The following is a 24,997-nucleotide window of genomic DNA, read 5'->3' as shown; positions in this document are numbered from 1 at the left end:
GTCGGCAGGCTTGCCGCGACTGGAAATGTGCTCCGCTGCGCTCCTGGAGGGCATGGACTTTGTCCCGGAGACTTGTCCTGGAGAGCTGCAAGCGGTGGCCCGCGCCGTCGGACGGGGACGGCGCGGGCTTTAACACCGGCCTGAAAAGGAGGGGCTCAGGACACGGTGTTAGAGGCTGCGGCCAGGATGGCTGCAATCTGGTCTTTCAGGTGAAGTCTCTTCTTTTTCAGATCTTCCAGGACTTCGTCCGATGTGGGCTCCACATCCGTCTCGATGCGATGCACTTCACGATTGACCGTGTGATATTCGTCCGCCAGCCGCGCAAAATGGGCATCGTTGGTTTTCAACGCATGCAATGTGTCCGCGGCTTCCGGAAATTCTTCATGTAGTTCGTGTGGCACGTGGCTCATTCTTGCCTCCTTGTAAGAAGCACAAGGTGCCGCCAACCCGTTCCAATCACCTTGAGACAGATCAATCGCGCTTCAAATTGAAAAGTGTTTTTGAGGCCGCGCCGCCTTTCGGAAGAACGCGCGGCTGAAAGCCTTTGGAGCGATGCTTCGACGGTGATGCAGGCCTTAACCGCTGGCGGGTTTGAGCTTCGCCAGCCGGCCGGTTGTCGGCATCTTCTCTTTCAGCGTCTGCTCCAGAAGGTAAAGGGAGAAGTCGCGGATCGGCATCGGCTTGGCAAAGAAATACCCCTGCGCGTAGTCCACATTGCGGTGTCTGAGGGAGGCGAGCTGTTCCATGGTCTCGACACCCTCCGCACAGACCTTCATGCCGTGTGCCGACGAAATACTCAGAATCGCCTGGACGAACGCGCCGCGGGCACAATCGGTGGCGCTGCCCAGATCGTCGATGAACATCTTGTCTATCTTCACGAGATCCGGATTGAGCGCCTTGATCTGTGCAAGGTTTGAATATCCCGTGCCGAAATCATCGATCGCGATCAGGCAGCCGTTGCTGCGCAGATACTCAAGCGACTTGACACTGCTGGTCCCGGACCTGATCCCGGTTTCAAGAATCTCGCAGCACAGGGAAAGACCGGCTTCGGCCGCCATGGCGAAAACAGGCGAGCGAAGGACGGACTGGATCTGGTCGTCTTCAAGATCCGACTGGAAAAAATTGACGGAAACCTTGAAACCGGGCCGTCCGGCAAGCAGCGGTTTCAGATCGCGCACTGCCTTGGTGATGATGATTTCCGTGAACTCCCAGGTCAGGTTTTCCTGCTGGATAATGCTCACGAATTCATCGGGGAAGAGTTTGCCCTGTGCATCCTCGAACCGCGCAAGAACCTCGCAGCCGTCGCACTTCATCGTCTCGAGCGTCAGGATCGGCTGGTAGTGCGGTTCGAAACCCTTGCCGCCGTTGGCAATCGCATGGCGGATCCGCCCGGCCGGGCTGTGCCGGTCACTCACGATCCGTTCAACCTTCAGAAAAACGAGCACGCCGGTCACGAGGCCGAAAGCGGCAAATATCACGATCAGTGCGATGTTCTGCTCGACGATGCGGGTGGGGGGAATCATGGTCAGGTAACACAGCCTGACATCCCCTTCACCGCAGGCCTGAGCATAGATCCGCCCGAACACCGGGCCATAGGTGTTCCGGTATTGCTGGAGAAGGCCGGCGTTTCCGTGGCCGTAAAACAGAACGGTGTAGGGATCCTGCCTGTTCGAAACATAGAACAGGTCGTCTGCCGCCGTTGCCAGGTTGCCGGTCTGGTAGAAGGAAACCCCGTAGCGGCCTTTCTTGATCAAGGTGATCTCGCCAACATCCCGGGCCCTTTCGAATGGCACCCGATACCAGGTCTGGCGGCCATCGCGAAAAAGCTGAGCCTTTTTGGGCGGGCCGAAATCGTGAGCAGGCTCGAACCGCCCGAAACTCGATGAGCAGGCAGCCTTCGTATCCCCATCGGGGAAGAACCAGATGTTGGTGATGTGATTGTCTTTGTAGACGAGTGTGTTCAGCGCATTCAGATGGTCGTCGCTGCAATCGTGTTGCGGAAGGTTTTCCAAGGTCGCATAGAGCTTGTTGCCCCGGTCGATATTGGAAAGCCAGATCGCCAGAAGATCAGATGTCTGTTTTTGCAGATCCCGCTGACCGTCATAGGCGACGCCAGCCCAGGCAATTACCAACATGGCGGCAAAAATCGCGAGGCCCGCAAGAGAGCCTGTTAATAGTGCGCGGTTGTTGGGCGAGGTACTGTGACGTGCCATTTCATTGCCGGTTATTGGTCCGCCCAAGTTGCACAGCCAGGATTAAGAACAAGTCAATTGTTAGAATTAACGGCGCTTAACTTGACTGGTTATCCCGCCTTTTGTGGCTCCTGGTGTTGTTTTTTACCCCAAAACCGCAGTTTGGCCCGCCCGGATCAGGTTGAAGCGTGCATCAGGGCAAAGCGCGCGCGCCTTCAACCGGCAGACAGAAGGGCAACCTTGCTCGGTCCGGTCTGTCTGCGCCGGTGTCTTGCCGGGTTAAATGTCATCAGTCCTGTTTGAAGATCTTCTCTGCAAGCGAAATTATCGGGTGTTTCCCTGCATTTGCGTGAGATATGCTCGGTGCTCTCTCCTGACAGAATGCTGTCAGGAGAGGTCTGATAGGGTGATCCTCATCACAGCGCCTGAGGAGACTTTCCATGACTTTTGCACCCGATCACTTCACTGTCTGGATGGAGATACCCGTCTCCGATCTGGACAAGGCGGTCAGCTTTTACAATGACGTGTTCAAAACGGAGCTTAGACGTGTCGCTGACATGGGACCCAATGAGATTGCAATCTTTCCAACGAAAGAGCAGGGCGGGATTGCAGGTCACCTTTATCCCGGGAAACCCGCACAAAGCGGAACCGGACCAACCATCCATCTCGCTTGTCCGGACACCCTGGAAGAAACAATGGAGCGCTTTGCCGCCAGTGGCGGGCAGATCATTTCCGATCCGGCGGCGATCCCGGCAGGCCGCTTTGCCTATGGCATCGATCCGGACGGCAATTCCATCGGCATGTTCGCACGCTGAGGCACGACTGACAGGATGCCGGCTTCGCAGGGAGCCGGCATCATGAGGCGTGCCGACCGGTTGTTCCAGATCGTACAGTATCTGCGCGGTGGCCGGCTTGTCCGGGCGCGACAGTTGTCCGAATGGCTCGAAGTTTCCGAACGCACCATCTATCGTGACGTGGTCGACCTCCAAGCCTCCGGCGTGCCGATCGAAGGGGCTGCCGGCGTCGGCTACATCATGCGCGATGGCTATGAACTGCCACCTCTCATGTTCACGCGGGACGAAATCGTCGCTCTTTTGGCCGGTGCGCGTTTGATCCGCGCCTGGGGCGGTGCGGCCATGGCCCGGGCCGCCGAAGAGGCGATGATCAAGATTGACGCGGTTCTGCCTGAAAAGATGCGGGTGCGCCAGAATGAGGTCGAGATCCACGCCTTCGCGCCGGAGATGACACCGCAAATCCGCGCGCATATCGATTTTCTGGAAGCGGCTGCCGATGGCCGAAAGCGACTGTCCATTGCCTATAGCGACAGCAAGGGGCAGCCGACCAGCCGGGCGATCCGCCCTCTGGGGCTCTGGTTCTGGGGCAAGGTGTGGACACTTGTCGCCTGGTGCGAGTTGCGGCAGGATTTCCGCATGTTCCGGCTGGACCGGATTTCCGAAATACGGGAAATGGGCGACCGGTTCGATCCTGAGCCCGGCAAGACTCTGAAGGATTTCTACCGCGGTATGGAGCGAGACAGCCAGGGCAATTCTGCCGGGTGACGACCACGCGGAAAGGCCTTCTTTTAATTGCAAATCGGTGGAGCAGCCCTGTCAGCCTCGCGGGCGCGCGCAGCCCAGGCGGCAAACGTCAACGCAGGGACGCGTAGCCGCTGCCGAAGATTTCCCGCAGCAGCTTGCGCTTCATCGCCTCTGCGTAGTCGTCGTAACTGGCGGCGACCTCGACAAAAGCGCCTGGACCCTTGATCACATGGGACCGGTAGTAGCGCACAGGCGTTTCGTCCGCGCCCGAGATCACAAGGCCATTGACGGTGATTTCCTTGAAGTCGAAGGCCCTATAGGCGCTGTCGGGGCCGAAGCCGTCATTATTGATGCCGTCGCCGGCGACATCGACCACCTTTCGCCCGCAGGGAACGGGTGCTTTTCGCATCAAGGTGGATGCATGGCCGAGTGCATAACCGAGGGCAGTCGGAAACTCCGTATAGCCTCTCGGCGCACGGCGCAGGATCTCAGCGGCATTGGCAACGCTTTGCGCATCGTTGAGATGGCTCCACCCGAGCTGGAGCAATTGCTGGTACCTGCCGCTCCACTCGAAACTGGTGACCCAGATCCCGCCGACAGCCTCGATTGCCTGCACCACATCCGGGTCGGTCAAGGCGTCCGCCAGTCCGTTGAGCTGCAGGGTATGCTCGCGGGCATCGACACTGGCCGATCCATCCATGGCCAGAACAAGCGAGAGGGAACAGGCTGAAGCCGAGGCAGGGACGAGCATCAGCGGTGCGAGGCACAACAGACTGCAGGCGCGCCGCAAGGTCTTGCGCATTGCGCCTCTTCCAAGGCGGCGGTGATCCATCAGCAAGTTCGAACGGCGGCCCATCATGACACCATTCTAGTGGATCCGGGCTCGAAGGGAATGCCAATAAGATGAGCATGCATCCACGCGGCGTTCAAATTCCGGCAATCGGGCGGTTCGAGCAGATCTGCCGAAAGACCGTCTTCCTGCCGCTGCTGCCAGTTCATAGCGGAGGATCTTTCAAGGCAGTGGCGGAGCAAGACAGGCCTGTACGACAAGGTGTATTGTCGGTAGGGTTTATGTTGCAGTGCAAATTTCTTGGCTTAGTCTCTTGAAATTGCTGAAATATCTGGGCAGGTTTAACGCATGTATGCATCCCATGGATTTTTGCGGTCGGACATTGGCGACGTCGATGTCGTGTATCACGACGGCCTCTATCATCTGTTCCATCTGGTGCTGCCCAACCACGATTTCATCGCGCACGCCGTCAGCACGGACGGCATGACTTGGCGTCGCGTAAAGAATGCGCTTTTCGTCGGAGAACCGGGCGAATGGGACGATGACATGCTCTGGACGATGCATGTAACGCCCGATCCGGACCGCAAGGGCGAGTGGCGCATGTTCTATACCGGGCTTGCCCGTGCGGAATATGGCCGGGTGCAGCGGGTCGGGCTGGCGCGGTCCAAGGATCTGTTCAACTGGCAGCGCTGCAACCACGGCAACTATCCGCTGGAGGTGCCGGGGCCGCTTTATGAAAGCTCCGTCGACGAAGGCCGCCAGTGGGTCAGTTTTCGCGATCCGTTCTTTTATATGGACGAGGAAACGGGCGAACGGCTGCTGCTGTCGTCTGCCAGAGTGAAAGACGGTCCGGTCATCCGGCGCGGCTGCGTCGGGCTTGCGCGGGAGACAAAGACGGACAAATTCTCCTTCGAGGCACCGCTCTACCGGCCCGGACTTTATGATGACGTCGAGGTGCCGAACCTCTTCCGGCTCGACGGCCGCTATTATCTGATGGGCTCGATCCGCGAGGATACCAAGATCCATTACTGGTATTCAGAGACGATCGACGGCCCATATCAGAACTTTTTCGACAATGTGATCCTGCCGACAGGCAATTACGCGGGCCGGATCTGCCGGACGAACGACCGTTTGCTCTTGTTCAATTTCTTCTCCAAGACGGAATACGTCTACGGACGGGAGCATGTGAAGAAGCTGCTGCCGCCTCCCAAGGAGCTGGTGACCGACAGTGCCGGCCGCCTCAAGCTGAAATCGAATTCCGACTTCAATTACCTGGTCACACAGCGTCAGGTCGTAACGGCCTCCTATCAGTGCAAGGTTCTCTATTCCAATCCGCACGCCTCCGCCATCGATCGCTCGGACGGGCTGCACCTGTCCTGTGTAAGCGGCTATGAGGCCTTCATTCTGCCCGGCAAGCATGAGGACTTCCGCCTGAAGGCGCAGTTGATGCTGGAAGGGCTCGGCAAGACCGGTCTCGTGCTGCGGATGAACGACGAGGGCGACGGCTACTATCTGTCTCTCGACCTCGTCAACGGCATTGCCCAGATGCGGGCATGGGGCGCAAATCCGACGCCGGAATTCGAACACGCTTTCCGCTACGAACCGCTTCAGGAAGCGCATTTCCGCGGCAGCGATCATGGCCCATGGCAAATCGAGGTCGTGGCCCATGGCCTCTATTTCGAGTTCTCCATCGACGGTCATGTCGTGCTGTCCCTTGTCGACGACAGTTTCGTTGACGGGGGCATCGGCTTCTACACTGAAAGCGCGGCGGTTTGCCTGAAGGACCTTGTTGTCGAAACATTGAGCCGTCCGGTAACGGAGCACACGGTCGAACCGGTCTATTCCGTCACGCACAGGGCGCCCGATCAGGAAGGGGAGAACCGGTGACCGCGGAGACGGGCACGGCAGATACGAGTGACACCTGGCTTCTGGTGAGCGACATTGACGATACGCTGACCGGTAATCAGGCAGATCTGGAACGGCTTTGGCACCAGCTCAAGACCGCCGGGCCGCATCTGAAACTGGCTCTGAACTCCAGCCGTCCGGCCGTCAGCGTCGACCAGACCCTGTCGGAATATTTTCCAGATGACTTCGAACCGGACGCAATTATCACCGGTTTGGGAACCGAAATCCGTCTTGGCCGTTTGTTTCTGGAAAGTTGGCAAAGCCGTTTTGCCGACTGGCCTGACGGCGAGGTTCGCGCAATCGTCCGGAAATTGGGGTATGATGCACACGACAACAAGTTCCAGACGGGCGGCAAGGCCAGTTTTGCCGTTCCGGGGAAAGACGGCGTGGACGCAATTCTTGCCGAACTTCGGAGCGAGGGCATCCCGTTCAGGCATATCTATTCAGGAACCAGCGACCTGGACATTCTCGCCCCCGGTGCAGGCAAGGACGCCGCCATGCGCCATCTTGCAAGCCACCTCGGCATTCCGATGGAACGAACGATCGCCGCTGGAGATTCCGGCAACGACCTTGCGCTGTTCGAAGCAGCAGGCAAGGCCATCGCGGTCGGCAATGCCCGGCAGGAGCTTCTTGCGAGCCTGCCGCGTGAAAAGACCTATCTGGCATCCGCCCACCACGCCGCCGGCGTGCTGGAAGGCTTGACCGTGATGGGGCTGCTGCCGCAGTCGGCAGTCTGATCCGGCCATTTTAAGGGCCGCTGCCTGCCGCAACGCTGGTGGGCTGATGAGCAAAAAGAGCAAAAGAACGCCTGGGACGCTGGAGTACAAAGCACACGAACAAGGTAACGACACATGAACAAGCACAATATCGGTTCACTTCTGATGATCTCGCTGCACGGTTATGTGGCCGGATCACCGGAACTGGGCAAACCTGATACGGGCGGCCAGGTGGTCTTCGTACTGGAACTGGCAAAGCGCTTCGCGCGGCTCGGCTACAGGGTCGATGTCATGACGCGCCAGTTCGAAGACCAGCCGGCCGAGGATATCATCAACGAAAACCTGCGCGTCGTGCGCGTGCCCTTCGGCGGATCCGATTTCATCCGCAAGGAAGACATGCACGACTGGTATGGTGACTTCGTTACCAATGCGCTGGCAATGATCCGTCATCGCAAGCTGAATTATGACGTCATCAACTCGCATTACTGGGACGCAGGCGTTGCGGGCCAGAAAATTGCCGAGGAACTGCAGATCCCGCACATTCACACGCCGCATTCGCTCGGCTGGTGGAAGCAGCACGACATGGTGGGCGCTGGCGAGGAAGAGATGGCCGGTTACCGGTTCAAGGAGCGGATCCAGAAGGAGTTCGTTCTTTACCGCAACTGCGATCACATCATCGCAACCACCGAGCAGCAGACCGACCTCATCGTGGAGCAGTACCAGTTGCCACGTGAGCACATCACCATGATCCCGCCAGGCATCGATGAAGGCCGCTTCACACCTGCAACACCGGATGTGGTTGCGGAGGCGCGGCGGAAACACGATTTCAAGGAAACGGACATCTACGTTGTCGGCCGCGCGGCGGAGAACAAAGGCTATGACCTGATCATTCAGGCCATGCCGAGCCTCTTGAAGCTGCAGCCCGAAGCGCGGCTGGTGCTTGCCGCCGGTGCGAATTCCGACAGCGACAAGGCTTTGCTCAAGCAATGGAAAGAGATCGCTTCTTCCCTTGGGGTGGCCGATTCCATCAGTTGGCGCGGCTACGTCGAGGATGAAGATCTGGCCGATTTCTATCGCGGTCCGGGCATTTTCGCCCTGCCGTCCCGCTATGAGCCCTTCGGGATGACTGCCGTAGAGGCAATGGCCTGTGGCACTCCGACGGTCGTGACCATTCACGGCGGCTTGTTCGAGCAGATTGAATTCGGCCGTCACGCGCTGGTTGCTGATCCCAAGCGTCCGGAGGAATTCGCGGCCATGCTGAACATGCCGATGCAATATACCTGGATGCGCGAGACACTGTGTGTGGAAGGCGCCCGCTTCGCCCGTCGCGTGTTCGGCTGGACAGGTATTGCGCGGCGGACCTTGCAGGTGTTCGAGCAGTTCAAGGGCCGTTATGACGACCTTCAGTCCGACGAGCTCGCGGTGGGCTGACGGCTTACCGGAAGGGTGCCTTGAATGAGAAGGGATGCTGAAGATAACCAAACGTCCGGTTCAGCTTGCGTTCAGGTGAAATAGATTACACCTTGCGCATGACCTCGTGAGCAGACCGGAATCGGACACGTGAAACAGATATTTGCCCTTTTGATCCTGACCTTCGCCGTCATCGCGCCGGCGCAAGCCGCTTGTTTGTCCCAGTCGCAGGCCCGCGAAGTCGTGGCCAGCGGCAAGGCCGCCCCGCTTGGGGCGGTTGCAGGGCAAGCAGGCGGTGAAATCGTCAAGGCCCAGCTTTGCCAGCAGGGCGGAGGCTATGTCTATCTGTTGTCGGTCCTAAAGGGTGGCAAGGTGACAACTGTCACAGTCAATGCCAGCAGGTAATTGCTAGAAGCGACATCTTCCTGCCGGCTTTCGGTTGGTTGATCTGATTCCGGTTCCTTCAGTCAAAAAGTTGAATTTCATGCGCATTCTTGTTGTCGAAGACGATACCGATTTGAACCGCCAACTTGTGACCGCCCTGGAAGAGGCCGGCTATGTGGTCGACAGTGCGACGGATGGTGAGGACGGGCATTTTCTTGGCGATACGGAGCCGTATGACGCCGTGGTTCTGGACCTCGGTCTGCCGTCTCTCGACGGCCTCTCCGTTTTGGAAAACTGGCGCCGCGACGGACGCACCATGCCTGTTCTTATCCTGACCGCACGAGACCGCTGGTCGGACAAGGTTGCCGGGATTGATGCCGGCGCGGACGACTACGTCGCAAAACCTTTTCACATGGAAGAAGTTCTTGCCCGGGTCCGTGCGCTTGTGCGCAGGGCTGCCGGCCATGCCTCCAATGAACTGACGTGCGGTGCGGTGCGTCTGGATCTCAGATCCGGCCGTGTGACCGTGGACGGCAGCGCGGTCAAGTTTACATCACATGAATACCGGCTGCTGTCCTATCTGCTGCACCACCAGGGCAAGGTCATTTCCCGGACGGAGCTGACCGAGCATCTCTACGATCAGGATTTCGACCGCGATTCCAATACGGTGGAAGTGTTCGTTGGCCGATTGCGCAAGAAAATCGGCTCGGACATGATCGAAACCATCCGTGGGCTCGGATACCGCCTGGGAGCGGCGAGTGACTCCTGAGACCACGGCCAGCAGAAACGGTCAGCCGTTGAACAAGCCCCAACGATCGCTTGCTGCCCGCCTCGTATTTGTGGCTGCTGTCTGGTCCACCATCGCGCTTGCCATTGCCGGTGTGTTTCTGGTGAGCCTTTACGAAAGAGCGAGCGAGCGCGCATTCGATGCGCAACTCGAAGTTCACATCAAGGCATTGATTGCCGAAATGCTGGCAACCAACGCGGACCAGACAACCGCGACCCTGGCCGCACCGGCCTACCGCGGCGATCCGCGGTTTTCGCTGCCACTGTCTGGTTGGTACTGGACAGTCCGCCGCGCCGACAGCCCGTCGATCCTCTATGCCTCGGAGTCTCTTGTCGGAGATCCGCTGAACACGCCGCCGATCGGTCAGGACGAGGCCAACGCGGGGTTCATCATTGGCCCAACAGGTGATGAAATCCGTGTGTTGCAACGCAGAATTTCCGTAGGCGATACCAGCTATGTGATTGCCGTTGCGGCGGCAACTGCCGGGTTCTGGGCGGATATCTTCGAATTTGCGCGACTTGTCGCCATTACCCTTTGCATTGTCTGGCTCGGGCTCATTCTGGCGATCTTTCTTCAGGTGAAATTCGGCTTGCGGCCGCTTGCGCATTTAAGTGCGTCGCTGTCGGCCGTAAGGCGAGGCGAGGCCGAACGGATCGATGAGGCGTTGCCGCGCGAGATCGCACCGCTTGCGGTGGAACTCAACGCGCTCATCGTGTCGAACAAGGAAATCGTCGAACGCTCGCGTACCCATGTCGGCAACCTTGCCCACGGGCTGAAAACGCCGCTTTCCGTCATCTCCAACGAGGCAAGGGCCGCCGGAGGTCCCTTGGCGCAGAAGGTGTCCGAACAGGCGGCGATCATGTCTACGCAGATCCAGCACCACCTGGAGCGGGCCCGCATGGCAGCGCAGCGGCGGGTCATCGGGGTCTCCTGCGAGACCGAGCCGGTTCTTGCCCGTCTGATCCGGGCCATGGGCAAGATCTATCAGGACAAGGGCGTGGAAGTCAGCTTCGCCCAGACGGGCGCTATCCGCTTTCGGGGGGAAAGCCAGGATCTGGAAGAAATGAGCGGCAACCTGATCGACAATGCCTGCAAATGGGCAGGGTCGAAGGTACAGGTTCAGGTTGCGCCTCTGAATGATCCTGCGACCAACCGGGACATGTTCACGATCACGGTCGAGGACGACGGGCCCGGTTTGACGCCGGAACAGCGGGCTGAAGCGGTCAAACGCGGACGGCGACTGGATGAAACGGTGCCGGGAACGGGGCTTGGCCTGTCGATTGTGGCAGACCTTGCCGCCCTTTACGGCGGCTCCTTCACCCTAGACAGTTCCTCGCTCGGAGGACTGAAGGCACGTCTTGTGCTGCCAGCGCTCAACAAGGAATAGGGGATTTGTCGAACGAACGGTGGAGCCGCCCTTGCGGGACTGTGATAGGATGTGATGCAAATCTCGGCAATAAAGACATGGTTGTGGCCAAGTTCGGCCACAAATTAAAAATATCACTGATTCATCCGCCGGTTTCAGCCGGTTTCACGCCTTCTAGCGCAATCGACTTGCGTTAGCCTATGAAAATGGTCAGCACTCGGATTTTGGCTGCTCCTGGTTGAAATCCTCGGAACTTGGAGCTTTCAAGAATGCGTCTTCGCGGTGCCTCGTGTCTTGCTCTTGCCTTGGTTCTGGCGGGATGCTCCATGACGTCCGGATCGAGAGACAGCAACTCCTGGGGGTCCTTTTTCGGCGACCCGAATGCGAATGTGGCAGGCTCTGAGGCGAACACGGCTATTTCGGTTCTTGTAAACAACGAGTTCGGCAACGCGCTTGAGCCGTCGGATCGCATGGCGGCGGAAGATGCGCAGAACCGGGCCTTGCGCGCACGCGGGCTCGGGGTTTCGGTTGCCTGGCAGAACGAGCGCACCGGACGCAGCGGCCAGGTCCGCCCCGGACCGGTCTATTTCGTCAACGAGACGAGCTGCCGCGAGTTCACCCACGAAATGGTCCTTCAGGGCCGCACCTTGCAGGCACGTGGCACGGCCTGCGAAACCGACCAAGGCAACTGGCAGGTGATTGGCTGATCCTGCCAGCACCAAGACCCGGTTGAAGGCAGCTCCACCATGCTGGTGCGAAGGGGCGGGGCCTTTAATTTTCCTAAGGTTTTTCTCAACACTTGCTTAAGTCTTCTGTCGTTAAACTTGCGGTGAAACGGATCGCGATGTTGACGCTTTGAATGGCATATTCGGACCAGCTTGAAACCAAGATCAAAACCTACCTGAGCAGTCTAAGCCCTAACGCGGTTAAGGCTCTGGTCCGGAATTTGGAACGCGCCAAGGTTCAAAAGCAGGCCGACCCGCACATCCAGCTTGTTCTTGCCGCAGCTGTTGCTCTTATCCGCAAACCGCAGTCGGTGACGCCAGGAATGCCTGGCGGTGCGCAGCGTCGGGGCCAGGTACAGCGCATGTTCTTCATGCCGCTTGATGACTTTCTGATCAACGAAATGCTGCCGACCCGGCAGGAAGGCCGCATTCAGCGCGGTGTTCTGGATCGTGTCTGGAATTGGCTCAGCCGCGATGTGATGGCCGCCGATATCCGCCTCGTCCTGGAACAGGCCGGTAATGCCGCTGTCAGCGGCGAGCGGGTGGATGCTCTTGTTCAGGCGCTGCGCTCGCGTGCGGTGGACGCCATTGGTGATATGCTTCGGCGCGCCGAGATATCGGAAAAAGACAAGCGCCGGATGGCTGTCGAACTTGGCGGTGATCGCGGGATCGCGGAAGTTCGCGACATCCAGAAGATCTTCGCGGCGGAGCGTTGGCTCGTTCCCTTTCTGCAGAACATACCGGACCGCATCAATGAACATCGGCTGAAGCAGGACACGGACGTTCTGCGTCTGGTCGACAAGTGCTCGGCGCGTTTTCCAGACCATGTGCCCGTAATCGCCGCTGCCCTCGTGGACCGCTCCGATATGCCCTCGGCCTTGTGTGCCTTTGCCGGGCGCCTGGCGGGAGACAGCGATCCCAAGGCGATCGCCCAGTCCCAGTTCGCGCCCTTCGTGGATGTGGTCATGAGCGAGGCCGAACGTCTGCAGATCCTGGCGCTTGAGCACCGCAACAACAATCCGGATCCTGTTGCCTTCTCTCAGGCGCTGTCCGAATACCACACGTTGGTGCGCGGCGTTGAACGCGACATGGACCTTGCCGTCACAGGCAGGTGGCACAAGCGTCTGGCGGAAACCAAACGCAGCATTTCCAGCGTTGTCACCCGGGAATTGAACAGTGCACACGGCAGCGTGCGCCGGGCACTGCAGGTGCCTAAGTTCGACAAGGAAGGCAAGCTGCAGATCGATCAGTCCGCCATAGATGATGCCGTACGCACCTTGCGCGTCGTCGCGATGGTTCGCAACGCCTCCGAGACCTTTGCAGTCAACGAGATCGGCAAGCGCACCCGTCAGGCGGTTGAACAGACGCTTGAGATCCTGACCCGTTCGCTGATTACCGATCTTGGCAAGGCCAAGGGACCGGCACTGGAGGCGCAGACGGCCGCAGCCGATGTCGCCATCATGCTGTCGGAGATCTATTACGGCGCTGATTATGCCTCGCAGCTTCGCCGCAGTCGGCAATCTGCCTATGCAAAGGCAAGCATGAATGCGGCCAGCGTCCCTTCCGGCCTCAGTCCGGAGCGCAAACTGGTTGCCAGCGCCCTCGGTCGCCGCTGACGGTTTTCCCTTAGGCCCGCCATCCTCGCGCCGGCTTGTGAATTCCGGCGAGGGGCACTCACAGCGGTTTCATGACCTGAAACATCTCAACCGCGACCGCCGGTCACAGCTCAGCCACCTTGCTTTTGTCCGCATTGAATTGTCTATAGTGCGCCATGGTGTTCTGGATCCTGATTGCGCTGCTGACCGGGGCGGCGACATTGTCTGTACTCATTCCCCTGTCGCGTTCGCGGCGAGGCCAGGAAGCTGCGCCCGCACGCGCCGATGAGGCGGTTTACCGCGAGCAGCTTGCCGCCATCGACAAGGAACTCGAACGAGGCCTGATCGATGCCGAAGCTGCCGAGGCCGCGCGAACGGAAATCGCGCGCCGCTTGCTGGCGGCGCACGACAGGGGGGATGCCACGAAACAAGGCGGGGTTCGGACGGGGCGGCTGAAGCTTGCCCAAGGGTTTGCCCTGCTGGCCCTGCCGGTCATGGCGTTCGGACTTTATATCGTCCTTGGCTCTCCCGGGCTTCCCGACCAGCCGCTGCTCAGCCGTCTCAATGCTCCGGCGGAAGAACAATCCGTGGACTTGCTGGTTGCCCGCGTGGAGCGCCATCTGGCGGAAAATCCGGAAGATGGACAAGGCTGGGCGGTCATCGCTCCGGTGTATATGTCTCTCGGCCAGCCCCAGGCTTCCGCCAAGGCCTATTCCAACGCGATCCGCATTCTCGGCCCCCGGCAGGCCTGGCTGACCGACATGGGGGAAGCCCTGACGATTGCAAATCAGGGGCTGGTGACTGCCCAGGCTCGCGCCGCTTTCGAGCAGGCCGTCGGCCTCGAGCCGGCAGCGGTAAAGCCGCGTTTCTTCCTGGCGCTTGCGCTGGGCCAGGAAGGCCGCAAGGAAGAAGCCATTGCCGCCTGGCAGGCCCTTCTTCAGGGAGCTGACGAAAACGCTGCCTGGGTTGGCGCGGCCCGGCAGGAAATGGCAAGGCTGACTGGAGAAGCGCCTGCAGGCGACACCCTGCGCGGCCCCTCGCAGGAAGAGGTTGCCGCCGCCGGTGAGATGACGGCCGAAGACCGCCAGGCCATGATTTCCAATATGGTTGCCGGTCTTGCCGAACGCCTTTCGACGGAAGGCGGATCGGCCGAAGAGTGGAACCGACTGATCCGTGCCTATATGGTCCTTGGAAAGAAACAGGATGCGGAACAGGCTCTGGCTGCGGCATTGTCGGCATATGCGGACAAACCCGAGGACTTGTCCATGATCAAGGACGCTGCAAGCAAGCTTGGTCTATCTGACGGTTGAGTGGCGGATCTGCTGCGGTCGGCGCGATTGCGCCGGGGAAATGAAAATCGGACGCTTGGCTCATGACACGCAAACAAAGACGATTGACCCTTATCGGATCGGCAGGCGCGGTGCTGGCTGTTGCGCTGACGCTGATATTGATCGCGCTCAGAAGCGAGATCGTGTTTTTCCAGAGCCCGACTGAAATCACCCAGAACGGCGTGGCGCCCGGTCAGCGCATCAGGCTCGGCGGGCTAGTCGAGGAAGGCTCGGTGGTGCGTTCCGACAACGCTGAGGTCCGTTTTCGCGTGACTGACACGGCCAATACGGTTGCCGTCACCTACAAGGGCATCCTGCCAGATCTGTTCCGGGAAGGGCAGGGTGTCGTTACCGAAGGTGTTGTCGGGTCGGATGGCGTCTTCGTTGCAGACAGTGTGCTGGCCAAACACGACGAAAACTACATTCCCAAGGAAGTGGCCGAAGCGCTGAAGGCGCAGGGACACTGGCAAGGCGAGGAAGGCCAGTCGAACTGATTGTTCGCAGTGCCGGTGAGGAAGAGGAACGGACATGATTGTCGAATTCGGACATTACGCACTCGTGCTGGCCTTCGCTCTGACACTTGTCCAGTCCGTTTTGCCGATTTGGGGCGCGCTCCAGAAGGATGACCGCCTGATGGCGGTGGCGCCACCCGTTTCGGTGATGCTCTTTGTCCTGATCCTGGTTTCCTTCATGGTGCTGACGGGGGCCTATCTCAGTTCCGACTTCTCTGTTCTGAACGTCGTCGAAAACAGCCATTCCGCAAAGCCGCTGCTCTACAAGTTCACAGGCGTCTGGGGCAACCATGAAGGCTCCATGCTTCTGTGGGTACTGATTCTGGTGTTCTTCGGCGCACTGGTTGGCGTTTTCGGGGGCAACCTTCCTGCCGATCTGAGAGCTGTGACGCTCTCGGTGCAGGCCTGGGTGTCCGCCGGCTTCATCCTGTTTCTGCTGGCGACATCCAATCCCTTCACGCGGATCGTCAATCCGCCGCTGGAAGGGGCTGACCTCAACCCGATCCTGCAGGACATCGGCCTCGCCATTCATCCACCGCTGCTTTACGTCGGTTATGTCGGGTTCTCGATCACCTTCTCCTTTGCCGTCGCGGCGCTGATCCTCGGGCGCATCGATGCTGCCTGGGCACGGTGGGTGCGGCCGTGGACGCTGCTTGCCTGGTGCTTTCTCACGCTTGGCATCGCAATGGGCTCCTATTGGGCCTACTACGAGCTCGGCTGGGGTGGCTGGTGGTTCTGGGATCCGGTCGAAAACGCCAGCTTCATGCCCTGGCTGGCGGGCACCGCGCTGCTGCACTCGGCAATCGTCATGGAAAAGCGCGAGGCGCTCAAGGTCTGGACTGTCCTGCTGGCGATCTTCACCTTCTCGCTGTCTCTTCTCGGCACCTTCCTGGTGCGCTCCGGCGTCCTGACCTCGGTTCATGCCTTCGCCACCGACCCGGCCCGCGGCGTCTTCATTCTCGCGCTTCTGTGCGTCTTCATCGGCGGCTCTCTGAGCCTTTACGCCTGGCGCGCGCCGATGCTCAAGCAGGGCGGCCTGTTCGCACCCATCAGCCGGGAAGGTGGGCTGGTCTTGAACAACCTGTTCCTCACGGCGGCCTGTGCGGCGGTCTTTGTCGGCACGCTCTATCCGTTGGTGCTCGATGCCGTCACGGGTGAAAAGATCTCGGTCGGCGCTCCCTTCTTCAACCTGACCTTCGGACCCTTGATGGTGCCACTGCTTCTGGCCATTCCCTTCGGCCCGGTCCTGTCGTGGAAACGGGCAGATCTCGGCGCAGCCTGCCAGCGGCTCTACGCGGCTTTCGGCCTGGCGCTTTTGCTGACGCTTGTCACTTACTGGGCGTGGGGCATGGACAAGGTGCTGGCGCCGCTCGGTGTCGGGCTGGCTGTCTGGGTGATGGCTGGCGCGGTTTCGGAAATCGTGACACGCGTCAAATTCTTCGAAATCGGCTTCAAGCGCGGCTTTGCACGTCTTGTCGGTCTGCCGGGGTCTGCCTGGGGCACGGCCATCGCCCATTTCGGCATTGGCGTCACTGTCCTTGGCATTGTCACCGCCTCCGCGTTTCAGGAAGAGCGGGTCCTCACCATGCGTCCGGGCGATACGGTGGAGCTTGCCGGATATCAGATGACATTCGAAGGCGCTGCGCCGCGCCGCGGTCCGAACTATACCGAAGAGGTCGGCCACTTCTCGATCCGTCAGGGTGGGGCTCTGGTGGCTGAACTCGACCCGTCGAAGCGTATCTATACCGCCCGGCAGATGCCGACGACCGAAGCCGGCATCTATACGACAGGCTTTTCGCAGGTCTATCTCTCGCTGGGCGAAGGCCGCGGCGATGGCGCCGTCGACGTGCGGGTCTATTTCAAGCCGCTGATCACGCTGATCTGGATCGGCTGTGTGATCATGTCGCTCGGTGCGGTATTCTCGATCGCCGACAGGCGGCTGCGTGTGGGAGCTCCCAAACCGGCCCGCAAGCGTCAGCAGACCATGGCGGCGGCGGAGTAACGGGATGATACAGCGCCTTTTCCTTGCCTTGCTGCTTGGCCTCAGCCTTCTTGCCGGACCGGCTTTTGCCGTTGCTCCGGACGAAGTTCTGGACGATCCGGTTCTGGAACACCGGGCTCGCGCCTTGTCATCGGAACTGCGCTGCATGGTCTGCCAGAACCAGTCCATCGACGACAGTGATGCTCCGCTTGCCAAGGATCTGCGCATTCTGGTGCGCGAGCGGCTGGTCGCTGGCGACAGCGACAAGCAGGTGGTCGATTATCTCGTTTCCCGCTATGGCGAATTCGTGCTGTTGAAACCCCGTTTTGCCTGGCACACCATTGTGCTCTGGGCGGCCGGTCCCGTGGCTTTGATCGCAGGGCTGATCGCAATTGGCGTGGCGCTGCGCAAGCGCGCCCGCAACCGCTCCGCCGCCACCGATCCCACCGCGCCGAGGCTCACTGCCGAAGAAGAACGCCGCCTGCAAGCATTGCTGGACAAGACCGACTGACCCGGCCTGTCCTGAGACTGCGGTCACCGCTGTCACACAAAGGCGTGACTTGTATCACGGGCAGGTGTGATTACCTGAGGTCGAGCGACCGCATGGAGGCAGGAGAATGGGACAGCACCCGCTGAAACTGGAATTTGACGGAGCACACGAGGCAAGCCTCGCTGCCCGGCTGGACTTGCCTTCAGGCAATATCAGGGCCTTTGCCCTGTTCGCGCACTGCTTTACCTGCTCGAAGGACATCGCTGCTGCACGCCATGTCGCCAGCGCGCTTTCGCAGGAAGGCATCGCCGTGCTCCGGTTCGATTTCACTGGCCTTGGCGGCAGCGGCGGTGATTTCGCCTCGACCGGCTTCTCCTCCAACATCGAAGACCTGAAACGGGCTGCGGACTACCTGCGCCGGAACTATCAGGCCCCCCAGTTGCTGATTGGCCATTCGCTCGGCGGAGCCGCGGTTCTGTCCGTTGCCGCCGACATTCCCGAAGTGCGGGCTGTCGTGACCATTGGCGCCCCCTCTGACGCGGATCATGTCATCCATAGCTTCAAGGGTGAGGAAGACACGATCCGCCAGCAGGGGCAGGGCGAAGTCTGTCTCGAAGGGCGCAACTTCACCATCCGCAAGGAGTTTCTGGAGGACCTGGAAGCCCAGTCCGTTCGGGACAAGGTCGCCAGTCTCGGCAAGGCGCTGCTGGTCATGCATGCCCCGCTTGATGAAGTTGTCGGCATCGACAATGCCACAAGCATTTTCGTCGCCGCAAAGCATCCTAAAAGCTTCGTCTCCCTCGATACCGCAGATCACCTTCTGTCGAAAAGCGAGGACGCCGCCTATGCGGCCCGCGTGATTGCCAGCTGGGTTGGACGCTATCTCGATCCCGTGGAGCAGAGCGCCGACGACGAGGTGAAAGACGGTGTTGAGGTGGTGGAGACCGGCCAGGGCAAGTTTCAGGTCATGGTCACCAGCGGCAAGCACCGGATGATTGCCGATGAACCCAGGGACGTTGGCGGTTTCGACAGCGGCCCGTCACCCTATGGCTATCTGTCGGCTGCTCTCGGCGCTTGCACGGTGATGACCTTGCGCATGTATGCCGAACGCAAGGGGCTCGACATCGACCGGATCGGCACCCGGGTTCTGCACGGCAAGGTGCACGCCGCCGATTGCGAAAAGTGTTCTGAAAGCGTGAAGTCGCGGGGCGGCAGGATCGACCGGTTCGAGCGCTTGATCACGCTGGAAGGAAACCTGGACGAAGCAACGCGGACCCGGATGCTGGAAATCGCAGACAAATGCCCTGTCCATCGTACCCTGGAAGCAGGTGCAGCCGTGGTGACGCGGGAAGTGACACCCGGCGAACCGGGCGCATGATCTGATGAAAGCGGGGAGGCGGCCTCAGGCCGCCTGGCCTTCCAGGGTCTGCAGGCGGATTTTCATGAAGGACAGAAGACGGCGCGCGTCACGGTCTGACAGCGACTGATAGTCGTTGGCCCAGTTTTCCGCGGTCGACTGCGGTTGCTTGTTGTGCATCGCCCGGGCCTTGCACAGCGCTGCGTAATCAGCGTTTTCCACGCCCATCGCCCGGCAGAGAACCGCGACGCCGGTGGAATCGTAGCGCACCATGACGTTGGTGACGTATTTCTGCTCCAGACCGGCCATTTCCGCCAGAAGGAAGCAGATGTCGAACAGGTTGTTGGACAGCGAAAGCTGGGTGATCGCCTTGCTGAGCGAGCGTTGTCCAGCCCGAATTTCCTTAAGCGTCACCTTGGCGTTGATTCGGGTCGCCTTGCGTTCCAGCTTGGAGCTGGCGACAACCTTGCTGGCCTTGTGGAAGAGATCCTGGATCAGGGTCTCGTTTTCCTGGCGCAGCTTGCGGATCTTTGCCTGCTGGGCATCCGGCATCTGGTTGATCAGTTTGTCGTAATCGGACTCGGTAATGTCCGCGCGTTCCATCATTGCGTCGCGGATTTTCTCGTCCTGCTCTGCCAGCTTGATCAGCAGACGGGAGCCCCAGTCGGAAAATTCCGCGCCGGCGTTGGCCGCAACCGATTGCTTGACCGGGCTTTCACCGCGTTCCAGAAGCACGTCGGTGACATTGGCTTCCAGATGCTGACGCTTGGAAATTGCCAAGAGGTGGCCCTGACCCATGGTCTTGGCCAGCCGAAGGATGTCCTCGGTCTTGAGGGCATTGGAGGACGTCAGCATCGGCCGCGCGATGTCGATCTCTTCCCGGGCAAGCTCATAGGCGACCTTGTGGGACGTGTCGTCTATCGGCGCCAGTTGTTCGGAAATAGCCTTCTTCTGTTCCGGCTCCATGGTGGGAAGCATGCTTTCCAGCACCGTGTTGAACAGGGCGATTTCTTCTGTCTGGTAACTGTTCGCGCCGCGTACAAAAAGCTCGGTAACGTGTTCCACCAGTTGGTGGCGTTTTTCCGGGGTGCTTTCCTGAGCGAGGCTGAGAAGGTCGTTGAGCATCTTTGAGCTGTCCGTTTTTCTTACAACACAGCTAACGCACAGACAGTTTACAACTGTCTAAAGCACAGGATAAAAAAACGATAAATCTCACAAAACATCCGTATTATTGACAGTGCAGATCCCGCAATTCATCTGCATCGTCACCTTCTTGGCTATACTTGGTTTGGAAAGCTGTCCGGTTCTGCAAGGTTGCATATCCTTGCGTAACTCATGTTTGAGCCGATATGCGATTAACCCAGCCCTTTCGTGTCAGCGCCCGTGTCGAGGACAACCTTGTCCATTGGCACGTCCCAGGGCATGGGAAAAATCGACGGTATCCTGCAAAAGGCAAAACCGACGCCGATCGTCAACGGCCTGGCCGGTAGCGACGCCAGCGTGCGGTCGTAGTAGCCGCCGCCGTTGCCGAGGCGGTAAAAATCGGCGTCGACGCCGACCAATGGGGCAATCACGACTTCAGGCCGCAGCGACGGGCCCTCTTCGGGAACGGGAATGTTCCAGAGGCCTCGCGTCATCGCGCACCCGGGCCGCCACGGGCGGAAGATCAGCGGCGATTGCTTTTCGCGAACGACGGGCAGAAGAACCGTCCTGCCCGACGTGCAAAGCTCCGTCATCAAAGGGCGTAGGTCGGGTTCGCCGCGGATCGGCCAGTAGAGCGAGATGGTTTGAAAGTCGATGGCTTCAACGACGGAGCGAAGCTGATCGATCAGCGCTGCGGTAGTTTCTGCACGCTCCGTGCTGGTCAGTCCCTTCCGCTTCTCATAGAGCCGGCTGCGTTCAGATTTGCGGAACCGGCTGACATCGCGAAAAGTCTCCTGATCAACGACAAAACCACCCACCAGCATGTCGGCATAGCAGACAGGATCTCCCGGCGAGTCGTCCTCTTGGGTCATTCAGGATTATTCCTTTCATCGCCATGCGTTTTTATCGTGTCAGTCAGCCTATCTTGTGGTTGCCGGTCAGGCCACGGCCTCCGGCAGAAGAAACCTTCTCAGGAATCCTGCAAACACATTTCCTGGAACACCGGAACCTGATTGAGATTAGCGCGCTTGGGCCGGATGCGGTCAGGCCGCTTGCTCGTGCTTGATGGCCTTCAGCTTGATTTTCATCAGCGTCAGAAGGCGGCGCGCATCGGTGTCGTCAAGCATGTGATAGTTGGTCAGCCACTTGCTGCCCGTGCTTTCGGGAAACTTCAGATGCTTGCAGCGTTCCTTGCAAACGGCCTGAAACTCCATTGCGCCAATGCCCGTGGCGCGGCAGACCGTAGCGATGCCGGTGGAATCGAACCGGACCATGAGATTGTGGACATATTTCATGTCGAGGCCGGAGAAGAACGAGAGCAGGGCAACCGCATCCAGAAGGTTGTGTTCCTGGGCCAGCTGGTAGACTGCCTTGTTGAGGGTTGTCTTGCCGAGCCGGATGCCCATCAGCCAGGCTTTCGGGCTGATCTTGGATTGCTTTTTCACCAGTTCCGCACCCGCAGCGACGTCGCCGTCGTCCCGGAACAGGTCTTCCAGCAACTCTTCGTTTGACTTGCGCAAATGCCGGATACGGTCGCCAAGCTGCTTGGGCATGTCCTTCACCAGGCTCTCGAACACCGGCATGGTGATCTCTGCGCCGAGGTTGGCTGCCAGCGTGTGTTTGACTTCCTTGCTGCCGCGCCTGATCAGGATGTCGCTGATGTCGTTGCTGACATGATCGCGCTTGGCGAGGGCCAGGAGATAGCCCTGGTCCTTGGTTTCGGCAATCTTGCGCTGATCTTCTTCGCGAAGAGACTTGGAGCGTTCCAGAATGGCCTGGGCAACAGGCAACTCGTCGCTGGCCATGGCGGCGGCCAGTTTGGAAGACATGGAACGAACGTCCGCAAGGCGTTCCGACATCTTGCGCTTGGCTTCGAGTGCCAGGGAATCGTAGACGCCCTCAAGCATGTTGTTCAAAAGGTGCGTCTCTTCGGAACCAGGATCGTCCGCGCGGGCAACAAGCAGGCCGGTCACGTGCTCGGCAAGCTCGTGTTTTTTCTCCGCAGAACTGTCCTTAGCAAGCTTAAGAAGCGAGTCGCTCATGTCCGTACCCTATCGGCATAAGTTTCCCTGAATTTCCTTTATAACCTGTGAAAAACACCGATTGGTTCGTTGCAGGGAGGTGTCATCGTCACTGTTGACCGGACTGCGCCAATGCGTCATTTCACGGACATGACCGCACCTTCGAAGCCGATCCTCTATTCCTTTCGCCGCTGTCCCTATGCCATCAGGGCCAGGCTTTCGATTGCCGCCAGCGGTGAACAGGTCGAGCTGCGGGAGGTCCTCCTGCGGGACAAGGCACCGGAGTTTCTGGAAACCTCTCCCTCCGCGACCGTTCCCTGCCTGAAGGCCGATGATACGGTCATCGATGAAAGCCTTGAGATCATGCTCTGGGCTCTGCAGCGCGGCGATGCGGAAAACTGGCTTCGACCGGAGGAGGGCGATCTCGATGACATGCTGGCGCTGATTGCTGAGTGCGACGGCCCTTTCAAACGCCATCTCGACCGCTACAAATACGACACGAGATATCCGGACGCGGACAGGGAAACAGAGCGCGCCGGTGCAGGGGACTTTCTCTGGCAACTGCAAAGCCGTCTGGCAGAGGCATCCTGGCTCTTCGGTAACAAGGCTTCGCTAGCCGACTATGCAATCCTGCCGTTCGTTCGTCAGTTCGCCAACTCGGACCGAAGCTGGTTCGACAGCCAGAACTGGGTGTCCCTGAAGGCCTGGCTGGAAGCCTTCGAGAAGTCTTCCCGGTTCCAATCTGTGATGCCGAAGTGGAGCCCCTGGCGGGCAGGGGACACGCCGGTCTTCTTTCCTTCAGACGCGAATCCCTCGTCCTGATTCCCTGGGCCGGAGCCGTCTTTTCGTCACGCTTGTCGTGAGTGTGTTGCCACTGACGATGGTTTTCTTGCGTGCGGTTGATGCGGCGGACACGAATATGCAGCTTTTTATCGCGCCGGATCCGCGATTTCCCTCAGGTTTTCGAACCTGCTTCCCAACCTTACAAAACCGTAATGCCACCGACAGGCGCCTGTAAGACTGGCTGACATACCTTCACTTTCGAACCTGGGGCGCTTCCCCCGCTAGCGCACCCGGCAATGGCCTTCAAACCGTATCTCGAAAGAGGAAGACAACATGCAGAACAGTCGCTCAGTTTCTCCCCTGCGCTCCCGTCGCGCCAAATTGCTGGCAGGCGTCGTTGCGCTCGGCGCAGCCGGACTTCTGACGGCACAGACCATCGTCCCGAACCAACTGGCTCTGGCTGATGCGGTTCGTGTCGATACCGCGGCTCCGCTGGACTTCTCCCACGTTGTCAGCGCCGTCAGCCCGGCGGTCGTCAGTGTTCAGGTCAAGCAGGCCGCAGAACCGCGCATGATGAACTACGATGGCGGCAACGACAGCTTCGAGGATTTCTTCAAGGGGTTGCCGGACGGTCACCCGTTCCAGCGCTTCTTCCGCGACTTCGGCGGCAAGGGGGGTGAACAACAGCATAACCAGCGCCGTGCACCGCGCCAGTATGGCATATCCCAGGGCTCCGGTTTCTTCATCTCCGATGACGGTTACCTTGTGACCAACCATCACGTGATTGAAAACGGCACCGAGTTCACGGTCATCGATCGCGACGGCAAGGAATACAATGCCAAGCTCATTGGCGCGGACAAGCGAACTGACCTTGCGCTCCTGAAAGTCGATAGTGACGACAAGTTCACCTATGTCGAATTCGCCAAGGAAGCACCGCAGGTCGGTGAATGGACCGTGGCCATCGGCAACCCGTTCGGTCTCGGCGGCTCCGTGACGGCCGGTATCGTTTCGGCGCGTGGCCGTGACATCGGCGCAGGTCCCTACGACGACTTCATCCAGATCGATGCTCCGGTCAACCGCGGCAACTCCGGCGGCCCGGCCTTCAACATGCATGGTGAAGTGATCGGTGTGAACGCGGCGATCTTCTCGCCGTCCGGTGGCAACGTCGGTATTGCCTTCGCAATTCCGGCTTCGACCGCGCAGGATGTCATCATGGAGCTGAAGGACGACGGCACAGTCGTTCGCGGCTGGCTGGGCGTTCAGATCCAGAACGTGACCGATGACATCGCGGAAAGCCTTGGCCTTGATGAGGCCCGCGGCGCGATTGTCGCGGAAGCGCAGGAAAACAGCCCGGCCCAGAAGGCTGGCCTGCGCTCGGGCGACACCATCCTTGCCGTTGACGGCACCGAAGTGAAGGGCCCGCGCGAGCTGTCCAAGATCATCGCGGCTTACGAGCCGGACAGCAATGTGGATATCACGGTCTGGCGTGACGGTCAGAAGGAAGACGTCACCGTAACCCTTGGCCGCCTGCAGGAGCCGGATCAGGTTGCTGCCGTCCAGCCGGAAGCCTCTGAAAGCAAGACCAGCCTTGATGACCTCGGCCTGGTCCTGACCACAAAAGCCGAAGCAGGCATGGAAGGTGACGGCGTGGTTATCGCCGAAATCGATCCGGACAGCCCGGCTGCCGAAAAGCGCCTCAACACCGGAGACGTCATTCTGGAAGTCGCCGGTATCAAGGTCAACAGCCCGTCCGATGTCCTGAAGGCACTGGAAAAGGCGGAAAAGGATGGCCGCAAGGCGGTTCTCTTCCGGGTTGAAACCAACAACACCTCCCGGTTCGTGGCCCTGCCCATGAACGTCGCCTGATCAGGGACCGGTTCTGCCCCGAACCGGACCTGTGAGGCAAGACCGGCCTGCCCTCTGCCCCCAAACCCCGACGGGCCGGTCTTCGCCAAGGGTTTATCTGCTAAACCC

Annotated in this window: 23 protein-coding genes; 17 read left to right on the top strand and 6 right to left on the bottom strand. The window is 59.6% G+C overall.

Going from position 1 to position 24,997, the window contains the following annotated elements; all coding sequences use genetic code 11:
* Positions 1-155: 155 nt before the first annotated feature.
* Together V1T76_RS27140 and V1T76_RS27135 are read right to left on the bottom strand one after the other, a co-directional pair.
* The gene (locus V1T76_RS27140) at positions 156-410 is read right to left on the bottom strand and encodes a YdcH family protein (RefSeq protein ID WP_330563799.1); all 255 of its coding nucleotides are present in this window, start codon (positions 408-410) and stop codon (positions 156-158) included.
* A gap of 165 nt (positions 411-575) precedes the next feature.
* Positions 576-2,213 carry an EAL domain-containing protein gene (locus V1T76_RS27135; protein WP_330563798.1) on the bottom strand — a complete coding sequence of 546 codons (1,638 nt, stop codon included), beginning with the start codon at positions 2,211-2,213 and terminating at the stop codon, positions 576-578.
* A 419-nt stretch (positions 2,214-2,632) separates the two neighbouring features.
* On the opposite strand from V1T76_RS27135, the gene V1T76_RS27130 reads away from it, so the two are divergent.
* Complete coding sequence (locus tag V1T76_RS27130) at positions 2,633-3,007, top strand: VOC family protein (RefSeq protein WP_330563797.1); 375 nt, start codon at positions 2,633-2,635, stop codon at positions 3,005-3,007.
* A gap of 42 nt (positions 3,008-3,049) precedes the next feature.
* Positions 3,050-3,751: a helix-turn-helix transcriptional regulator gene (locus tag V1T76_RS27125; RefSeq protein ID WP_330563796.1), complete on the top strand. Its 702-nt coding sequence runs from the start codon at positions 3,050-3,052 to the stop codon at positions 3,749-3,751.
* A gap of 88 nt (positions 3,752-3,839) precedes the next feature.
* On the opposite strand, the gene V1T76_RS27120 is transcribed toward V1T76_RS27125, so the two are convergent.
* Positions 3,840-4,589 (bottom strand): DUF1194 domain-containing protein, encoded by a 750-nt coding sequence (locus V1T76_RS27120; protein ID WP_330563795.1) that lies wholly within the window; start codon positions 4,587-4,589, stop codon positions 3,840-3,842.
* Positions 4,590-4,868: 279 nt separating this feature from the next.
* On the opposite strand from V1T76_RS27120, the gene V1T76_RS27115 reads away from it, so the two are divergent.
* From V1T76_RS27115 to V1T76_RS27055, 13 genes are all read left to right on the top strand, one after another.
* On the top strand, positions 4,869-6,407 hold the full coding sequence (locus V1T76_RS27115; RefSeq protein WP_330563794.1) for a glycosyl hydrolase: 1,539 nt from the start codon (positions 4,869-4,871) through the stop codon (positions 6,405-6,407).
* Entirely contained in the window at positions 6,404-7,162 is a 759-nt protein-coding gene (locus tag V1T76_RS27110; RefSeq protein WP_330563793.1) for an HAD-IIB family hydrolase, read from the top strand. Before V1T76_RS27115 ends, V1T76_RS27110 begins: the two co-directional genes overlap by 4 nt.
* Positions 7,163-7,276: 114 nt before the next feature.
* On the top strand, positions 7,277-8,572 hold the full coding sequence (locus tag V1T76_RS27105; protein WP_330563792.1) for a glycosyltransferase: 1,296 nt from the start codon (positions 7,277-7,279) through the stop codon (positions 8,570-8,572).
* 129 nt (positions 8,573-8,701) lie between these two features.
* Positions 8,702-8,956: a PepSY domain-containing protein gene (locus V1T76_RS27100; protein ID WP_208983863.1), complete on the top strand. Its 255-nt coding sequence runs from the start codon at positions 8,702-8,704 to the stop codon at positions 8,954-8,956.
* A gap of 79 nt (positions 8,957-9,035) precedes the next feature.
* Positions 9,036-9,704 (top strand): response regulator transcription factor, encoded by a 669-nt coding sequence (locus tag V1T76_RS27095; RefSeq protein ID WP_330563791.1) that lies wholly within the window; start codon positions 9,036-9,038, stop codon positions 9,702-9,704.
* Positions 9,694-11,109, top strand: a complete 1,416-nt coding sequence (locus tag V1T76_RS27090) for an ATP-binding protein (protein ID WP_330563790.1) — start codon at positions 9,694-9,696, stop codon at positions 11,107-11,109. Before V1T76_RS27095 ends, V1T76_RS27090 begins: the two co-directional genes overlap by 11 nt.
* 248 nt (positions 11,110-11,357) lie before the next feature.
* The gene (locus V1T76_RS27085) at positions 11,358-11,795 is read left to right on the top strand and encodes an RT0821/Lpp0805 family surface protein (protein WP_330563789.1); all 438 of its coding nucleotides are present in this window, start codon (positions 11,358-11,360) and stop codon (positions 11,793-11,795) included.
* A gap of 152 nt (positions 11,796-11,947) precedes the next feature.
* Positions 11,948-13,429 carry a hypothetical protein gene (locus tag V1T76_RS27080; protein ID WP_330563788.1) on the top strand — a complete coding sequence of 494 codons (1,482 nt, stop codon included), beginning with the start codon at positions 11,948-11,950 and terminating at the stop codon, positions 13,427-13,429.
* 155 nt (positions 13,430-13,584) lie between these two features.
* A complete protein-coding gene (ccmI, locus tag V1T76_RS27075; RefSeq protein ID WP_330563787.1) occupies positions 13,585-14,718 on the top strand; it encodes a c-type cytochrome biogenesis protein CcmI in 1,134 nt (377 codons plus the stop codon).
* Between the two features lie 62 nt (positions 14,719-14,780).
* On the top strand, positions 14,781-15,230 hold the full coding sequence (gene ccmE / locus V1T76_RS27070; RefSeq protein ID WP_330563786.1) for a cytochrome c maturation protein CcmE: 450 nt from the start codon (positions 14,781-14,783) through the stop codon (positions 15,228-15,230).
* A 34-nt stretch (positions 15,231-15,264) separates the two neighbouring features.
* The gene (locus V1T76_RS27065; protein ID WP_330563785.1) at positions 15,265-17,250 is read left to right on the top strand and encodes a heme lyase CcmF/NrfE family subunit; all 1,986 of its coding nucleotides are present in this window, start codon (positions 15,265-15,267) and stop codon (positions 17,248-17,250) included.
* Positions 17,251-17,254: 4 nt separating this feature from the next.
* A complete protein-coding gene (locus V1T76_RS27060) occupies positions 17,255-17,740 on the top strand; it encodes a cytochrome c-type biogenesis protein (RefSeq protein ID WP_330563784.1) in 486 nt (161 codons plus the stop codon).
* A 106-nt stretch (positions 17,741-17,846) separates the two neighbouring features.
* Complete coding sequence (locus V1T76_RS27055; protein ID WP_330563783.1) at positions 17,847-19,097, top strand: bifunctional alpha/beta hydrolase/OsmC family protein; 1,251 nt, start codon at positions 17,847-17,849, stop codon at positions 19,095-19,097.
* 24 nt (positions 19,098-19,121) lie between these two features.
* Here V1T76_RS27055 and V1T76_RS27050 read toward each other — a convergent pair whose 3' ends face one another.
* From V1T76_RS27050 to V1T76_RS27040, 3 genes are all read right to left on the bottom strand, one after another.
* Positions 19,122-20,201, bottom strand: a complete 1,080-nt coding sequence (locus tag V1T76_RS27050) for a DUF2336 domain-containing protein (protein ID WP_330563782.1) — start codon at positions 20,199-20,201, stop codon at positions 19,122-19,124.
* 230 nt (positions 20,202-20,431) lie between these two features.
* Complete coding sequence (locus V1T76_RS27045; RefSeq protein WP_330563781.1) at positions 20,432-21,091, bottom strand: 5-formyltetrahydrofolate cyclo-ligase; 660 nt, start codon at positions 21,089-21,091, stop codon at positions 20,432-20,434.
* Positions 21,092-21,262: 171 nt separating this feature from the next.
* Complete coding sequence (locus V1T76_RS27040; RefSeq protein WP_330563780.1) at positions 21,263-22,261, bottom strand: DUF2336 domain-containing protein; 999 nt, start codon at positions 22,259-22,261, stop codon at positions 21,263-21,265.
* A gap of 111 nt (positions 22,262-22,372) precedes the next feature.
* On the opposite strand from V1T76_RS27040, the gene V1T76_RS27035 reads away from it, so the two are divergent.
* A complete protein-coding gene (locus tag V1T76_RS27035) occupies positions 22,373-23,062 on the top strand; it encodes a glutathione S-transferase (RefSeq protein ID WP_330563779.1) in 690 nt (229 codons plus the stop codon).
* A gap of 294 nt (positions 23,063-23,356) precedes the next feature.
* Entirely contained in the window at positions 23,357-24,889 is a 1,533-nt protein-coding gene (locus V1T76_RS27030) for a Do family serine endopeptidase (protein ID WP_330563778.1), read from the top strand.
* Positions 24,890-24,997 lie beyond the last annotated feature (108 nt).

Source organism: Roseibium sp. FZY0029 (assembly GCF_036350355.1).
Taxonomy (GTDB): domain Bacteria; phylum Pseudomonadota; class Alphaproteobacteria; order Rhizobiales; family Stappiaceae; genus Roseibium.
This window is presented reverse-complemented; position numbering and strand designations above follow the sequence as displayed.

Coding starts and splice junctions, on each gene's coding strand:
- V1T76_RS27045 (WP_330563781.1), bottom strand. CDS start 21,091: ATGACCCAAGAGGACGACTCGCCGGGAGATCCTGTCTGCTATGCCGAC.
- V1T76_RS27105 (WP_330563792.1), top strand. CDS start 7,277: ATGAACAAGCACAATATCGGTTCACTTCTGATGATCTCGCTGCACGGT.
- V1T76_RS27135 (WP_330563798.1), bottom strand. CDS start 2,213: ATGGCACGTCACAGTACCTCGCCCAACAACCGCGCACTATTAACAGGC.
- V1T76_RS27120 (WP_330563795.1), bottom strand. CDS start 4,589: ATGATGGGCCGCCGTTCGAACTTGCTGATGGATCACCGCCGCCTTGGA.
- V1T76_RS27095 (WP_330563791.1), top strand. CDS start 9,036: ATGCGCATTCTTGTTGTCGAAGACGATACCGATTTGAACCGCCAACTT.
- ccmI (WP_330563787.1), top strand. CDS start 13,585: ATGGTGTTCTGGATCCTGATTGCGCTGCTGACCGGGGCGGCGACATTG.
- V1T76_RS27140 (WP_330563799.1), bottom strand. CDS start 410: ATGAGCCACGTGCCACACGAACTACATGAAGAATTTCCGGAAGCCGCG.
- V1T76_RS27055 (WP_330563783.1), top strand. CDS start 17,847: ATGGGACAGCACCCGCTGAAACTGGAATTTGACGGAGCACACGAGGCA.
- V1T76_RS27065 (WP_330563785.1), top strand. CDS start 15,265: ATGATTGTCGAATTCGGACATTACGCACTCGTGCTGGCCTTCGCTCTG.
- V1T76_RS27115 (WP_330563794.1), top strand. CDS start 4,869: ATGTATGCATCCCATGGATTTTTGCGGTCGGACATTGGCGACGTCGAT.
- V1T76_RS27050 (WP_330563782.1), bottom strand. CDS start 20,201: ATGCTCAACGACCTTCTCAGCCTCGCTCAGGAAAGCACCCCGGAAAAA.
- V1T76_RS27080 (WP_330563788.1), top strand. CDS start 11,948: ATGGCATATTCGGACCAGCTTGAAACCAAGATCAAAACCTACCTGAGC.
- V1T76_RS27130 (WP_330563797.1), top strand. CDS start 2,633: ATGACTTTTGCACCCGATCACTTCACTGTCTGGATGGAGATACCCGTC.
- V1T76_RS27040 (WP_330563780.1), bottom strand. CDS start 22,261: ATGAGCGACTCGCTTCTTAAGCTTGCTAAGGACAGTTCTGCGGAGAAA.
- V1T76_RS27060 (WP_330563784.1), top strand. CDS start 17,255: ATGATACAGCGCCTTTTCCTTGCCTTGCTGCTTGGCCTCAGCCTTCTT.
- V1T76_RS27030 (WP_330563778.1), top strand. CDS start 23,357: ATGCAGAACAGTCGCTCAGTTTCTCCCCTGCGCTCCCGTCGCGCCAAA.
- V1T76_RS27035 (WP_330563779.1), top strand. CDS start 22,373: ATGCGTCATTTCACGGACATGACCGCACCTTCGAAGCCGATCCTCTAT.
- V1T76_RS27085 (WP_330563789.1), top strand. CDS start 11,358: ATGCGTCTTCGCGGTGCCTCGTGTCTTGCTCTTGCCTTGGTTCTGGCG.
- ccmE (WP_330563786.1), top strand. CDS start 14,781: ATGACACGCAAACAAAGACGATTGACCCTTATCGGATCGGCAGGCGCG.
- V1T76_RS27125 (WP_330563796.1), top strand. CDS start 3,050: ATGAGGCGTGCCGACCGGTTGTTCCAGATCGTACAGTATCTGCGCGGT.